Origin of the sequence: Pedobacter suwonensis (genome assembly GCF_044762335.1) — a bacterium.
GTDB lineage: Bacteria > Bacteroidota > Bacteroidia > Sphingobacteriales > Sphingobacteriaceae > Pedobacter.
Genome location: NZ_JBIWEB010000002.1, coordinates 263,013 through 278,577 on the forward strand (window position 1 = coordinate 263,013; position 15,565 = coordinate 278,577).

Consider the following 15,565-nt stretch of genomic DNA (forward strand, 5'->3'; position numbering starts at 1 on the left):
AAGATTATAACGTAATCAAAATAAATGTCCTTAATGTTAGGGGTTAAATGGGGTTGATCTTATTTTCAAATATAATCTCCTAGCATGGTTAGAAATTATCTGAAACCGACATTTTTTATCACTATTCCGATATTAATCGTTTTTCCTTTGATTTGCGAGTGCATTTAACCTTTATTATTGCGAAGTAACACATTTTAGAAAAGCCTGTAAACAACAAAAGCCCCAATAAATGGAGGCTTTCGCATGTATTGATGATATGAATTTAGCACGTTCACGTTTTTATTGATGAGCTAACATGTTTAGCTTTTTGTTGAATCCAACATCTTTGCGATTGACTTTTTAATCACATCCAGGGGTAAAATGATGGTAGCTGTCCGGCTGTGCCTGGCAATGTTAATGCCCATAAAGTTTCCATCGCCATCGAAAACAGCTCCTCCGCACTCATCCGATCGGATGGCGGCGTCCTGAACAAATACTTTTTGAAACCCGTCTGAGCGTAAACTTCTTTTCCCTTTGTAGTTTAGGGTGATGTCGCGCGTTGTTCTTTCCTTAAAATCAAGATCAACTGTTGAGGTTTTATGGTTTCTAATGACCCCCAAAGTAAGATGATCGCCCATAAGCAGACGGTTCATTTCTTGCTGGTAAACCTTTTCGTTAGGTACCTCTTTTCCGTTTATGGATATGATCTGATCACCAATTTTTAGCACCTGATCAGCAGGGTAGTTAAGCGCAATATCTTTCACCATTATTTTACCAGCTTCTTCAAACACCAATGCACCCAATTGCGCACGGCTAAAAAGTAGCGGTAGCTGAATTTCTCCAGTGCTGACAATGCCTAATTTACAGCCCTCAGGATCTACCTGTGAGTATAAAAACTTTCCCAGGTTATTGGTAATTATTGGTTTGTACTTAACTTTACCCGTTTTTATACCCTTAAAATTGTTCACGCCATCAGCTGGACTTAACAGTACCAGGTCGTTTTCAGGATCACGGCTTATTACATTTAATTGCATTTTTACACCATTGTACATCATCCAGGGCTGTTCCCCAAGCATAGAACTTTTACTAAGCCATAGTACGGATGGCCGACCTTTTTGATCCAGGTTTATTGCGGTGGCCAGGATTTGCTGTTGCGCATTGCCCTTTGTACTGTGTACGGTGATAACCTGGTCTGGAAATTTAAGTCTCAGCTGTGAAAAATGAGCAGGAGGAGCTACCGTAAAACGTTTGTTTGCCGGTACGGGTGTAAGTGTGTCTGCTATTGGTAACCGGCGGTAATTGATTGTTTTTTGCAAGGCACTCCAATACCGGCGGAACTGATTAACCGGGATATCGAAATTTTCGTTCTCACTGAGCTGAACTTTATCGCGGATACCAATCAATTTGCCTTGCAGGTCAAAAAGACCACCTCCTGAATCTCCAGGTTCCATTTTACAGGTTGATTGCAAAAAGCCATCACCAGCATCCAATTTTGTAATACGCCCGAAACGCAAGTTCGGCTTGGTTTGAAAAAAACTGCCAGGGTAGGAGATGGCCAGGCAGCCTTCTCCTACAACCAGGTTCCTACTATCAGCCATTGTTACGAAAGGCCATGGGCCTTTGCCTTCCATTTTAAGCATCGCCAGATCGAACTGTTGCTTTTCATCGCTCAAGGCAATTTTTCCCAAAGCAACTGCGACCCCTTTCTGCCCGTTTGGAAATTCTACCCGGTACCGGTGATTAGGTTCAACGGAATGAGCTGCAGTTAAAATGGTGCCATCGGAAGTGACAATTACCGCACTAAACCCGCCAAAATCTCGATCTGACACTGTATCCCTGATTACCAATTTGATACAGGCATCAACCACCTCTAAGTTTGTTTTACACAACAAACTTTCTATTTTTTTGGCAGACCTGATCTCTTGCTGTGCCCGCGTTTTTGCCACCAGATTGCAAAAGAGTAAAAGCAGGCAAGCTATTTTAAAACGATTGCTCATTTTTTAGCGAAGATTTGATCTAATTTTTGCGTGAGTTCCTCACCTCTAAGGTTTATGGCCAATATATTGCCGTTACCATCCAGAAGGAAGTTGGAAGGAATAGAGTGTAAGCCATAGTATTTCAAGATTTCCCAATCTCTAACCTGTTTCCAGGGAAGATTATCTTCATTTACGGCTTTTTCCCATTTGTCAACATCATTATCACACGAGATGCCCAGGATATCAAATCCTTTTGCATGATATTTATTATAGTTTTCTAACAAATTAGGGTTTTCTCGTCTGCAGGGTACGCACCAGCTTGCCCAGAAATCTACCAGTACAATTTTACTTTTATAATCGTCCAAAGTAACCATTTTACCGTTCATATCTGGAATGCTAAACGATTTCAGTGGTTTTCCCGTTGCCGAGAGTTGTAAAACAGAGAGGTCTTTTTTTACGGACATACCTGCTGAAGATGCACGAAGGGATTTATCAATGCCCTGAAAAAGCGCATTTGCCTTGTCGTAATCTATTCTGGAACCGATCAGTAAATTTAGCAGGTGCAGGCTTACATAGTTTTTCGGATTATTTTTGATGTACTGTTCAGCCAGGCCACTCGAAATCATTTGTCCGATTTTAAACAGCTGGGGTTTCACTACAGTAGAATCTGCGCGGCCACTGGCCATTAGCACATCCAGGCTATCGGCTTGTTTAATCAGCAACATCCTCGCTCTAATGTAAGAATTAAATGCATTTTGAGTAGGGGCACCTGTAATGCTGATTTTCATAATGGAATCCAGATTCTCTACACTTCCGCGCAGTTGGAGGTTACCAGGTTCTGCAAAAAAAGGATAATCAAAACTTTGCCCTTGAAAGGGAAGTTTCAAGTTTGCCATAGCCGGTGTATCACTTGGTACCGTTATGGTGAATACCCCGTTTTTGACAGGTATCCGTTTTTCATTTGTTTTCCCATTAAGTTTATAGGTCAAAGATATGCTATCCGCATTTGTACCACCCAACTGGCCGCTTAATCGCATTTGTGCTTGCAACTGGCTATTCATTATAAATACCAGAAACATTAAAAGAAGATAAATTTTGTTCTTCACTGTTTGTTCTTTATTAGTTTGATTTTTTTAGCTTTTCGATAACGGCGCTCATTTCTGCTACGAGGTCAGGAGTTGAACCGTTAAATCCTACACTGTTTAAACGGATAAAACCATCACGATCGACAAGCACTTTATGAGGTATTCCGGTCACCTTAAATTGCTCGGCCACTTTATTGGTTTTAGTATCCTTATCCTTTAAATCTACATAAAGTGGGAGTGTAAAATCGTGTGCTTTAAAATAAGAAAGTGATTGGTCTCTTACCTTATTAAAAGATTCGCCGGTGATCTCTTTCGTATGGATAAAGAGAAATTTTACCTCCGGATCGTTTTGGTATTTATCTACCAATAGCTGCATCCCCGGCAGCGCAGCTTTGCAAGGCATGCACCAGGTGGCCCAAAAATCAATCACCATGATTTTATCTTTAAAATCTTTCATTGATACGGTTTTGCCGTTAGCATCCAGCAGTTCAAATTCCGGTGCTTTTTCTTTGATCAGGTTTTCACCATTGTAATTCTTGTATTTGGCTTCATATTGTTGTACCCTGCCATTCTGGATAGAATCAAGATGCGCTTTTACATCCCTTTTCGGATACATGAACTGGTAAGCCTTTTTATATTCAGTCTTGATTTCTTCATCCTCTATCTCTTTATTGATCATTTTTTCCAGAGCTGGAAACGCAGCCTGATAGTTACCACTTTTGCTTAATAAAATATGATAGTGATCAATCTCATTTTGGGTAGGATTTTGATTCAGATCCAATATCTTTTTTGCAATAACGGCGGCATTTTTATAATCCTGTTTTTGTTCCAAAAGATATCGCTTCATATTCAGAAGCGTAACTCGCTCTTCGGCAGGCAAGTTTTTTTGCAACAAGGTTTGGTTTACACGTAGGGTAACCTGTTTTGATATTTTAGGGTCATTTACCAAAGCCAGTTGAGACCAGGCCATTAAACGATCCTGGTCTGTTGTTTTTTGTAAATAGGCCATGGCCTGACTAAAGTTGCCAGTTCTGGCATAATCTCCAGCCAATAGGGCATAGTTATAGCCGTATTTCTGGTTCGGGAACTGTTTTTTGATGGAAGACAATATGGCGAGCTTTTTATTCAGGTCCTTTTCTGCAAAAAACTTTTCTTGTGCTTTATTAAATGCAAATTGTTCTTTGGGCATGCGTTTCGCCGCGAATTCATCCCATTGGCTACTGGACCAGCCTTTCTCAAGCCCATATTGAGCAAGTAGCGTTAGGTCTTCTTCAGATCCGGTTGCGAGCGCTGAAAGCTTTTGATGGAGTACCACAGTATCCTGAATACTTTTTAGCCCTTCCAGCTCTTTTTTAAAATCACGGGTACTTTGCGCAAAGAGTTGGGTAAAACAGCTTACCCCGAGGCTTAAACAAATGATGGTTTTACGAAACATATGCGTTTTCTTTTTTAGTAGATTAATTTATTTAATTGGCTCTTCGATAGCTTATGGTTGAAATCTCGCCGAAGCCATCTATTCGCTGATCGTAGCTTCCGTTAACAAGCGTACCCAGATTGCTGATCTTGAAGAAGTATACTGAACCCCCGGTGGCCTGGTTGGCGGCAACCACCAGGGTTTTGCTATCCGTCTGATCCAGCTGGATTTGTTTGATTTGGGTACCGGATGGGAATGTGTAAAACAGTTTTGCTGAATTTGCCAGGATATCATACAGGTAAATACTGTTATCTGTAGCGTAATATATCTGCCTCAATGTAAGGGAAGCAGCAAATGATTTAGCAGAGGCAATCTCCGGGCTGTTCAATATTTTTTGATTGAGGCGTGGCGATGCACCCGATAATGAATACAGAAAGCGATCGCCATTGGTATCCTGCATGATGAAGAAAAAATCTTCTGATGAGTTTGTTTTGACACCATCCATAGCGCCTACCATCAACATACGCGTATCTCCAATATTAAAAGCAGCAGAAGAAGAGCCAAAAGTTGGTATTAAACTAAAGCTTCCAAATGGAACATACATAAAGCGTTTGTACTTGTTATCATAAAAATAGGTAGAAAATAAAGCGCTGGTGATTACTTTGGGAAAGAGGTTATAATCTCCTTCTAACCTTGCAGAATAGGTGACATTTGCAGGGTCGTTAAGCATGGAGGCTGCGTAAAGGCTTCCATCATTAATCAAATATTCTTCGGTTGTAAACTTTGATACACTAAATGCAAATTTGTCTTTCACCGGTGTAAAACTGATGATCGATTTTCCCGATATCAGAAAATCGTTTGCACCAAAGCGGTAACTTCCCTTATCGGTAAAAAAACTTAGCCCAAAGCGGCTCCCGTCACTATTATAGAAAAGATTAGCAGCAACAGCATTTCCCGGAAACGTGGTTTGATTTACAGCGCCGGCCGGGTTATAAAATACTTTGTAGTCTGTACGGATAAAGCCTAATTGTGCATTACCTGAAGTCGTGTTGCTAACCAGCCATCCTTTGCCAAATGCACTAGCTACGCGTATATTATAAACCTTAAAGGTAGATACACCCGTAGCCGAATTCGTAACTTTATATTCCAGGTTATAACCATCCTTTAACGGTGGATAACTGATCACAGCATTTAATGCCTTTGACGTCGCCAGAACTTTTGCATCAATCCCGTCAACAGGAGCGTAAGGATAAATTTTCCATTGATAGGTAAACCCTTCGCCAGCAGGTTTACTTTGGGTAATCTGCGGATCAATTTTAAGTGTATCAAACTGAACGATAGACAGGGTTGCATTGTCTTTAATTTCCAGTTCGTTTAGTTCTTTATAATTGAAGTCCTGACTTTTTTTGCAAGACCATAACGTGGCACAGCATATCAATAATAAGCAAATGCAATATTTTATTTTTAACATGACTTAGAATGTAATTTGGTTACCGAATTCATCAATAAGAGGACCGTTCAACTGAACATAATCCGAAAGTGCTTTTTTCAGATTTACCTGGATCAGGAATATGTCACTAAAACCAACTACCTGAGGGTCGAAATTGGTAAGTCCGGTTACTTTGATCATAAACTTGAATTTTACCACACTAAAATTTCCGAAAAAGAAGCTCAAATTTTGCCAATAATCAGGCTCTATCAGTTGATTAGTGATGTTGACTTTCATTTTCGCGAGATTTTTGGAAAGGTCTACCGCTATTCCCGGCGCACCAGGAACCAGTTCACTCCCAGGATCAACACCAAGTACCAGTTGAAAATTTTGCGTCAGCATTTCTGGTGTATTGAAAATGACCAACGGATAGTTTACAAAAAGTGCATTGGCCGGCAACTTAACTTCAGGCAAAATGTAATCGATATTAGGCCGGGCAGTTGATCCAGGCAATGCCTTTAATTTAATGCCACGCGCCACACTGGAAGGTTTCCCTACCAAACGCATTTTGATGAATATGGTATCTTTTGTTTTAGCTGTTGGCTGTAAGGCGAATGAATAATTGGTGCTATCGGGGTTTTCGTAATAATCAATAAAAAAGCTAATACCATCACGGCCTTCAAATGTGGGTATATCGTCTTTTTTGCATCCTATTGCAAAAACCAGCAAAAATAATATCGTTAAGTATTTCATTTGTTTAGTTGTAATTTGGATTAAACTCTAATTCTTGATCAGGAATAGGCAATACATAATTAGATAGCGGAATATCTGAGGTCATGAACTGCATCCGTGTGATACTTTTTCGTTTATAATAATAGAATAGTTGCCCTTCTGCATGAAATTCCTTTTGGTATTCTTTGGTAATCTCATTGTTTAAATTGGTCTGGCTAAGATTGGTGGGCAATGGTGTGATGTTCCTGTTTTCACGTACCATGTTCAAGTAATTGATGCCATCTGCCGTAGAAGAAGCACATTCGGCCAGAATGAAATACATTTCTGCCAGCCTGATCATAGGCACTAATTGATCCAGACGATCCTCAGAAGGGGCCGTGCCAGGATAAGTTTGCCAGAATTTAGAAGGAAATACAAAACCTACACTATTACTGTTATCTACTTCAATTCTAGCTAAATAGCGGATATCTGTACTGCCACCAGACCTTGTTTCATAAAGTGTTTGGTAATCACTAGAAGAACGGCGCATATTGGAAGCACCGCGAAAATAGCCAGGATCTGCCCAGCCTCTGAGATTAGCTACCCTCAGCCCAAAAATTTGTTCGGTAATGTAGATCCGGTCTCTAGCTTCGGCAGCAGCAGTGGCATTACTAAAGGTTACAAAGGGGAATTTATTGGCATCAACCACAAACTTCGCCGCTGCAAAGGCTTTGCTTTTATCACCAGAAAAAAGATAGACCCTAGCCTGCAAGGCTTTAACCGCATAATAATTCATCTTGATGCTGCGGTTGGCCTGGCCGCTCAAGATCGGGTCAGATGTTGCTAAAAGCTGTTCGGCCTCATTCAGGTCGGCAAGTATAGCTAACACCGTATTTTGTGTGGTTGAAGGCATCACGGTATATTGGTTCACCTCTTTTTTATAAGGAATGGCTTTTTTTGTAAGCCCACTTACATATTCGGGTCCAAATAGCCGAAGGAGTTCGAAGTGCATATAAGCACGCAGAGCCACTGCCTCACCACGAATCCGGCTGTAAGCGGAAGTACTTAATACATCCCGTCGCTTTTCCGTATTTTGGATCACCTTGTTGGCACCGGCAATTGCATTATATCCATTGCTCCAGATCGAATTGCCAAATTCAGTCACTTCCTGTGAGTTGAAGTTGAATTTAGCAGTATCGTAAAATCTGGAGTTAACCGGGATATTGTAATTCTGTGCCAGGGCTGATGTAAAACCCATAGTCAGGTTGTCGCCAAACAGGTTTTGAGAAGCAAATAGTGAATATACACCATCTAAAGCCTGTTGAAAGCCTAATTCGGAATTAAATAGCTGGTTTTCAGAAATGGATGATTTTGGATTTACGTCAAGATATTTTTTGCATGACGTTAGCATAGCGGTTAAACAAACCAATATGGCTAAGAATTTTTTATAGTTCATGTCGCTTAATTAAAAACCTGCTCTTAATGTTAAGGAATATGTTCTGGCAAATGGGTTGCTGGTACCACGTTCTACCTGTATAGAACTTACCCTAAAAAGGTCGTTGGTAATGGCCGTGACCTGCAAACTGCGCAAGCCAATTTTTTCCAAAAACTGTTTTTTGTAAAAAGTATAACCTAATGATGCAGCGCTCAAAATCAGGTTGTTGTCATCTTGTACAAATCTCGACGTAAGCTTGGTTTGAGTTGGATTGGCCGTGATCCTTCTGAATTGACTGACATCGCCCGGTTTTGCCCAACCCAGGTCATAAGCTCTCTGGTCTACATTAAATTTTGGATTAACTGATTCTACACGTTCTACTAAAGTTTGGTTGTACATTTGTCCTCCGAATTGGTAGTTGAAGATCAGATTCAGCTCAAAACCCATGTGCGAAAAGCCTGTGCCAAAGTTGCCGTTCCAGAGTGGCTGACTGATTCCTACAGGTACTTTATCTGCTACATTCCAATCCAGGGTGGTTTCTCCCGATTTCGTTAGAAATACCTCTGAACCAGTAGTTGCATCTATGCCCAATGAACGTACAGCAAAAATGGTATTTATCGACTGTCCTTCTACCAGTTGAAGATTTGGTTTCACCTGATTTGGATTTCCATTATTCAATAAATTGTTTGATGACTGTAACGCGTTTGAAATTTTTCTAAGCGAGTTTCTATTGGTAAATCCGTTTACGTTAACTGTCCATAACGTACGTGTAAATGGATTTTGCAGAATAGTATATCTGGCGTAAAATTCTAAACCTTTATTGAGTAATTCTCCATAGTTTTCGGTATAAGAATTAAATCCGGCTGAAGGGGCAAGGGTAATTTGTGTGACCGCATTTTTTGTATTCTCCCTGTAAAATTCAAACCTCAGGTTTAAACGGTTTTGAAACAAATCAGCATCAAGCCCGATGTTGGCTTTCAGCACATCCTGCCAGCTTAGAAATTCGTTCCCCATGCCAGCAAGCGTAGCGCCCACGTTACCATAGTAAGCAGTTCCTGCATTTACATTATACCTGAATTGAGAGGCATAAGACGGGACATTGAGCGAACCGGTAGAACCGTAACTTCCTCTAATTTTCAATCGGTTAACGAGGTCGCTTTTTTGAAAGAAAGATTCATTATGGATATTCCAGCCTGCACCTACAGACCAAAATGTACCAAAACGTTTTTCATTACCGTATTGGGAAGAACCATCCCTTCTGTAGGAAACACTAGCCAGAAAGCGATCGTCATAGATGTAATTTCCGCTGTAGAGCAAACCTACACGGCTGATCGTATTTTCATCACCCACCGGCCGGCCACTATACTGTGTGGCATAAAGTATGTCATCTAACTGATCTGTCAATAAGCCAGTTGCAGAAAAGGTGTTATAAGATGACGTGTTGCGAGATAAATTTAAACCTACGTTGGAGAACAGCTGGTGTTTACCAAATATGGCATTCCAGTTTGCAGTAGTTAAACTTTCATAGCCCATACTGTTATTGGTACCAAGATCATAACTTCCTTTCAGGTTCAGATCAGCCACATTATTAAACCTTGGACTCTGTGCAGAGTAAAATAAATCGCTTCCACCGCTTTGTTTGTTGATGCTTAAACTGCTCTCAATATACATCGACTGTGTTGGCTTATAGCGTGCGCTAAAATTATTGGAAATTCCAAAATAATTGGCACTGTTAATAGAATGCAGGGTAGCATCGTAAAGCGGACTTGCTGTTTGATAGTTGAATCCAACAAAATTCAGGTCTTCTAGCATTTTCTTTGCGTTACCATTGTTGTCATAAGGTGCCCAATAAGGGTTCATCCCTACATAATCAGCAAAATTGCCATATGGGGATTCATTAGATTTATTTTGGAAAACACGGAGGGAATTCCTGAACTCAAATTTCTTTTTAAAATAGTTTAAATCAAATTGACCTGAATAGTTTGTACGGTCCTGACCTTTCATTACACCCGATTGAAAATCACCTGATACCTGGAGCGCATAGCGGATAACGGTATCACCGCCCTGAGCATAAACAGAAGTCCGGTTACTATATCCATTTTGGGTGGGGATAGACAACCAATCTGTATTTACACCTTTGGTATAGGCTTTATAACGTTCGTTGTAAAGCATATCTAAACTGGTTTGCAAAAGGTTTGATGAGGAGGTATATAGGCCTACCCGTTTTTCAAAATCAAGCTTTTGCTCGGAATTAAGCAGATGATATACCGAAAGATCTGGTGTTGTGAGTCGAAAATCGTGGGTCACATTCACCTGCAGTTTACCGGCAACAGGGGTAATGGTTGTGATTACAATAACGCCATTAGCACCTCTTGATCCATAAAGTGCTGTAGCAGAGGCGTCTTTAAGTAGTGTCACACTCCTGATCAAATTTATGTCAAGGTCTGTAATCCGTTGCAGGTTTACTTCAAAACCATCTAAAATCAAGAGTGGAAGTGTAGGAATAGATGACAATTGCCCGGAAAGGTTAGGAAAAGAATTTTCACCACGGAGTTGAATATTGGGCAACTGGTTAATGTTACCACCGGTAACATTGTTAGGTACTATTCTGAACGATGGATCAAGGGCCCCAATAGCCGCAAATACGCTGTTGGCACTTACCCTTTTAAGTTCTGCACCCGTTAGGGTATTTGCTGCACCGGTAAAATTCTCTTTGCGTTGCGTAAATATACCGTTAACCACAGTTTCATCTAAGCTTACGGCCTGTTCTTCCAAAAAAGTTATAAAATGTCGTTCATTCCTGATTTCAACTTCGGCTATTTTATAACCTATATACCGAAACTCCAGAGCTTTCGCATTTGCGGGCATGTTGAGTTTGAAACGGCCATTGTTATCTGTCTGGGTCTGGAATTTAGTACCCTTTATAGAAACAACTACACCTGGTAATGGATTGCCTGTTTTACGGTCTCTAACTACGCCGTCGATTTCATCGTTCTGCTGCACTTTACTGGTGAGTATAACGGTTTTATCCTGAATGGTATAGGTAATACCTTGTGGACCTAAAATAGATTTCAGTGCGATGTCAATGGATTGGTCTTTCAGATTTACACTGATCTGTTTAGCATCTGAGATGATTTTATCAGAATAAACAAAGTTATAGCCAGTCTGGCTTTTAATCATCCGGAAAACTTCCGAAAGCGGTTGGTTTGAAACGCTTAGTGTAATCCGTTGTGCAAAGGTGTAAGCGCTAACCTGCAAAAAAGATAGGATGAGCAGGAAATGGAACAAGGTAGATACCCGCATAATTCTGGGACATGCAACACGATGCACGGCCATTTTATTGGTCTTCATTAAGTTAGTTTTGGTTTGTTAGTTGAATGGGTTGATTCGTAGTTTGATCCTATAAATTTTTACAGTTTACAAAAAATAGGATGCTGGTCTTTTGGTTAGCTTTTTATCATATGTTGTATATTTATATTCTTTATTCTCATGAGTTAAATTAAATTTATTACATAGCCGATACCACTACACGGTTACCTGTGGTTTTGATCTTAACGGTTCCGGTAGCCTGAAGGATGTTGAATACACTATGGATGTCTGCAAATCTTGATATGCTACCACTGATTTTCTCTGATGGTATTTCACCTTCGTAAATAATGTTTACATCATACCACCGCGCGATAAGTTTCATAATGGACCTGATATCCTGACTGGCGAATACGAATTCGTTATTTTTCCAACCAGTTGCGGCCTCAATATTGGCGGTAGCCTTTTCAATGCTTCCATTGCGCACGGTCCCTTTTTCGCCTGGTGTCAGGATAACCTGATCTTTGGAAGTATTCATGCTAATTTTTCCCTGTACCAAGGTGGTTATTTCCGCATCGTCATTTTCATAAGAACTCACATTGAATTCTGTTCCCAATACCTTAATATCATGCCCCCGGGTAGTTACGATGAAGGGATGTTCCTGATCATGAGCCACTTTAAAATAAGCTTCTCCGCTGAGTTTAACCTTCCTGATTGCTGCATTAGCCAGGTTGGTGGTGTAAGTAAGGCTGGAAGCTGCATTTAACCATACAGAAGATCCGTCAGGAAGTTCAACCTTAAAGGTTTCTCCCTTTGCCGTAGTCAGGGTATTTGTTTTTAACGCATTGGAAGTTTCATCTTTAATCTGGTAAATCAACTCGCCTTTGGCTGTCTTCGTAATTTTTACACCAGCTTCTTCGGCAAAAACACCGTTTTTTAATTGGCTTAACCTGATTTGCTTTCCATCGGCCAGCGTTAAAGTAGCGCCAAAAGTACCTGGCGCAATTTGTTCTTTTTTGTTTTGCACCAATTGCAGCTCCTGATTTGAGTTGCGTTCATAAAGCTTAAAAAGACCTATCAACACCAGGATTACTGCAGCAGCTGCCGCAAATTTTGGCCATAACTTCCGCTTTATTGAAACCTGGGTTGCCGGAAGTTTCGCCCAGATTTCCTGTCCGATAAGTTCCATATCTTCCGGTTGCTCAACATCATCGATGGTATTGGCATAGGCATTAAACCAGGCTTCTACCTGGATTTCCTCTTCTGCTGTACAGTTACCCGCATTATAACGGTCAAGCAGCTCCTGAGTATATTTAGTTTGGTCTTCAGTCATTTTTGGTCAGTAGATACTGGCTTAACGACTAAGTAGGACGAAAGTCCCATGCAAAATGAAAAAAAAATTAAAAAAAGATAAGATAGGTGTTCATGGAATCGCCCAGCTTGTTTCTGAGGGTTTTTAAAGCAGTGCTCAGCTGATTTTTAACTGTTTTATTTGAAATCTGCAGTTCATCTGCAATCTCCTGGTTGGATTTATATTCCTTGCGGCTCATTTCAAATATCCGTCGCATCTTTTCAGGTAAGTGCTGAATTTCGCGCTCAATCTGGTCGTAAAGTTCTTTTTCAATATACAGGCGGTCAGGCGTGGCATGATTAAGCTGTATAAAACTGGCTAAAGATTCCAGGTACCTGTTTTCTACTTTTGTGCGTTTTACCAGATCAAGAATCCGGTTTCGCGTAAGCGTATATAAATAGGCGGCAAGTGGTACGTTTGCATTTTGGCTTTCTCTTTTGGCCCATAAAATGGTAAAAACTTCCTGTACCACATCTTTGGCCACATTTTCATCCTGCAGCATCTTACGCGAGAAGCGGTATAGTAATTGCCAGTAACGGTCATAAATTTCCTTATACGCGCCGCTTCTTCCCGCTTTTAAAGCCGTTAGAAGATCATTGTCGCTGGCGAATAAAGGTGTTGACATCGATTATTGTTAGTAATGAAGAGAGTTGATCAGGTAACCATTTAATATTTTCAGGTGTTTTTTTGCAAATGTGGATGATATGCCTGTAGCCAACTGCAATTATACGGATTTAACTGTACAAATGTACTTTACTTTTACGGATTTGGCGCTATTCTACAATTTAAAATGTTAGTGTGCTAAAAGCAGGATATATTTATCATATACTCTTTCATCAAAGGGAAGTATTCAATCGCAAGGTCAAGATTATCAAATTTATCCGGTAACCAACTTGTTCGTAAACGATAAAAGACAAAGCTGCGTTTTAACCGGGTTTCTTGACCGAATTTCAGACGATTCTTCAAATAAATTGCATTTAAAGTAATGCTGTAAAATTTAAAATGTCGGATTTGTACAAAAAAAAGTCTTATTTATTTAATTTTTTTAGTTCAAAGTCAACTAATTTTGGTTGGTATACAGGTATCTTATGATACCTCATTTTTTAACCAGATATATCGAGCCGATTAGCAGAGCCTTATGGTTGCTGAATAGGGCTATTCAAAAAAACCAACACAACACAACACAATATGAAAAGAAGAACCTTAATTAAAGGCATGGCTTTGAGCTTATCATCGCTATACTTGTCTAAAAGTTACGCAGGGCAACTGCTTAACGCACCTTATGCAGCTGGCCCGTTTAAACCTACCTGGGATTCACTTGCACAATATAAAACACCTGAATGGTTTCGCGATGCCAAATTTGGCATGTGGGCACATTGGGGACCGCAGTGCCAACCTGAAGCCGGCGATTGGTATGCCCGTGAAATGTACATGGAGGGTAGTGCCAAATATAATTTTCATGTTAAAAAATATGGACACCCCTCAAAATTTGGTTTTAAGGATGTGATTAACGAATGGAAAGCAGATCAATGGAATCCTGAAGAACTGGTTAGTTTATATAAAAAAGCAGGGGCCAAATATTTTATGGCTATGGCCAACCACCATGATAACTTTGATATGTTTAACAGCACACATCAAAAATGGAATTCAACAAAGATCGGTCCTAAAAAGGACATCATCGCCGGTTGGGCAAAGGCAGCTAAAAATAATGATCTCCGTTTTGGTGTAAGTGTGCACGCAGCCCATGCCTGGAGCTGGATGGAAACCGCACAACGTGCGGATAAACATGGGCCGATGGCAGGCATTCCTTACGATGGAAAAGTGACCAAGGCAGACGGCAAAGGAAAATGGTGGGAAGGATTCGACCCTCAGGAGCTTTATGAACAGAATCATCCGCTGAGTAAAAACAGTGAAGATAATGGGATGATTCATAGTCAATGGGCATGGGGAAATGGCGCATCTATACCTTCAAAAGCCTACTGCGAAAAATTTTATAAACGCACCATTGAACTTTTAGATAAATATGGGGCGGATGTGATTTATTTTGACGATACCGTATTGCCATTATATCCGATCAGCGATGTTGGATTACGGATTGCTGCACACATGTACAATCAAAGCATCAAGAAATACGGCAAGTTGGAAGCGGTTTTATTCGGTAAGGTATTAGACGAGCAACAACGTAAATGTATGGTATGGGACATTGAGCGTGGACAAACCAATGCTATCGCTGCAGAACCTTTCCAAACCGATACCTGCATTGGTACTTGGCATTACGAGCGTGCTTTTTACGATAACAATTGGTACAAAGATGCTAAAACGGTTATCCATATGCTACTGGATGTGGTAAGCAAAAATGGTAATCTGATGCTGAATATCCCGGTAAGGGGTAATGGCTCAATAGATGAAAAAGAACGTGCTATAGTAGAAGGCATAGCCGATTGGATGCAGCGAAACAGTGAATGCATTTACAGTAGCCGCCCATGGACTTCGTTCGGCGAAGGCCCGGCAATTGCATCAGCTAAGCCACTAAGTGCGCAAGGTTTTAATGAAGGTGGCGCCGCATTTGGGCCTAAAGATTTCCGTTTTACCACAAAAGGTAAAGATTTATATGCGGCTATGCTGGGCTGGCCTTCAGATCGGACAGCTTTTATAGAAAGCCTCGCATCAAATAAAGTCAATAAAATACAAAAGGTAAGTTTATTGGGTTATCCCGGATCAATTGAATTTGAACAAACCGCTGAGGGATTAAAAATTAAGCTTCCTGAACAGGCACCAGGCGCTATTGCCTATGTATTTAAAATTCATGGAGCTATTGTATAAATAATATTAGGCTCGCGAAGTGAATTGGCAGCTCTCATGCTGAAATGAAGGGAGCC

At 40.5% G+C, this 15,565-nt stretch carries 10 protein-coding genes; 1 reads left to right on the forward strand and 9 read right to left on the reverse strand.

Annotation, left to right across the window (positions count from 1 at the left end):
- Window positions 1–299: 299 nt before the first annotated feature.
- From ACIQXP_RS04665 to ACIQXP_RS04705, 9 genes are all read right to left on the reverse strand, one after another.
- Complete coding sequence (locus ACIQXP_RS04665; RefSeq protein WP_387504653.1) at window positions 300–1,976, reverse strand: trypsin-like peptidase domain-containing protein; 1,677 nt, start codon at window positions 1,974–1,976, stop codon at window positions 300–302.
- Complete coding sequence (locus tag ACIQXP_RS04670) at window positions 1,973–3,061, reverse strand: redoxin domain-containing protein (RefSeq protein ID WP_391527741.1); 1,089 nt, start codon at window positions 3,059–3,061, stop codon at window positions 1,973–1,975. The genes ACIQXP_RS04665 and ACIQXP_RS04670 overlap by 4 nt, the downstream gene beginning before the upstream one ends.
- A 13-nt stretch (window positions 3,062–3,074) precedes the next feature.
- Window positions 3,075–4,475, reverse strand: a complete 1,401-nt coding sequence (locus tag ACIQXP_RS04675; protein WP_387504656.1) for a redoxin domain-containing protein — start codon at window positions 4,473–4,475, stop codon at window positions 3,075–3,077.
- 31 nt (window positions 4,476–4,506) lie between these two features.
- A complete protein-coding gene (locus tag ACIQXP_RS04680) occupies window positions 4,507–5,925 on the reverse strand; it encodes a PKD-like family lipoprotein (RefSeq protein WP_387504657.1) in 1,419 nt (472 codons plus the stop codon).
- Between the two features lie 3 nt (window positions 5,926–5,928).
- Window positions 5,929–6,636, reverse strand: coding sequence for a DUF4843 domain-containing protein (locus tag ACIQXP_RS04685; RefSeq protein WP_387504659.1), 708 nt, complete (start codon window positions 6,634–6,636; stop codon window positions 5,929–5,931).
- Between the two features lie 4 nt (window positions 6,637–6,640).
- Window positions 6,641–8,050 carry a RagB/SusD family nutrient uptake outer membrane protein gene (locus ACIQXP_RS04690; protein ID WP_387504660.1) on the reverse strand — a complete coding sequence of 470 codons (1,410 nt, stop codon included), beginning with the start codon at window positions 8,048–8,050 and terminating at the stop codon, window positions 6,641–6,643.
- Window positions 8,051–8,059: 9 nt separating this feature from the next.
- Window positions 8,060–11,380 carry a SusC/RagA family TonB-linked outer membrane protein gene (locus ACIQXP_RS04695; RefSeq protein ID WP_387504661.1) on the reverse strand — a complete coding sequence of 1,107 codons (3,321 nt, stop codon included), beginning with the start codon at window positions 11,378–11,380 and terminating at the stop codon, window positions 8,060–8,062.
- A 157-nt stretch (window positions 11,381–11,537) separates the two neighbouring features.
- Window positions 11,538–12,668: a FecR family protein gene (locus ACIQXP_RS04700; protein ID WP_387504662.1), complete on the reverse strand. Its 1,131-nt coding sequence runs from the start codon at window positions 12,666–12,668 to the stop codon at window positions 11,538–11,540.
- 67 nt (window positions 12,669–12,735) lie between these two features.
- Window positions 12,736–13,311: an RNA polymerase sigma factor gene (locus tag ACIQXP_RS04705; RefSeq protein WP_387504663.1), complete on the reverse strand. Its 576-nt coding sequence runs from the start codon at window positions 13,309–13,311 to the stop codon at window positions 12,736–12,738.
- A gap of 563 nt (window positions 13,312–13,874) precedes the next feature.
- Here ACIQXP_RS04705 and ACIQXP_RS04710 point away from each other — a divergent pair.
- On the forward strand, window positions 13,875–15,509 hold the full coding sequence (locus tag ACIQXP_RS04710; RefSeq protein WP_387504664.1) for an alpha-L-fucosidase: 1,635 nt from the start codon (window positions 13,875–13,877) through the stop codon (window positions 15,507–15,509).
- Window positions 15,510–15,565 lie beyond the last annotated feature (56 nt).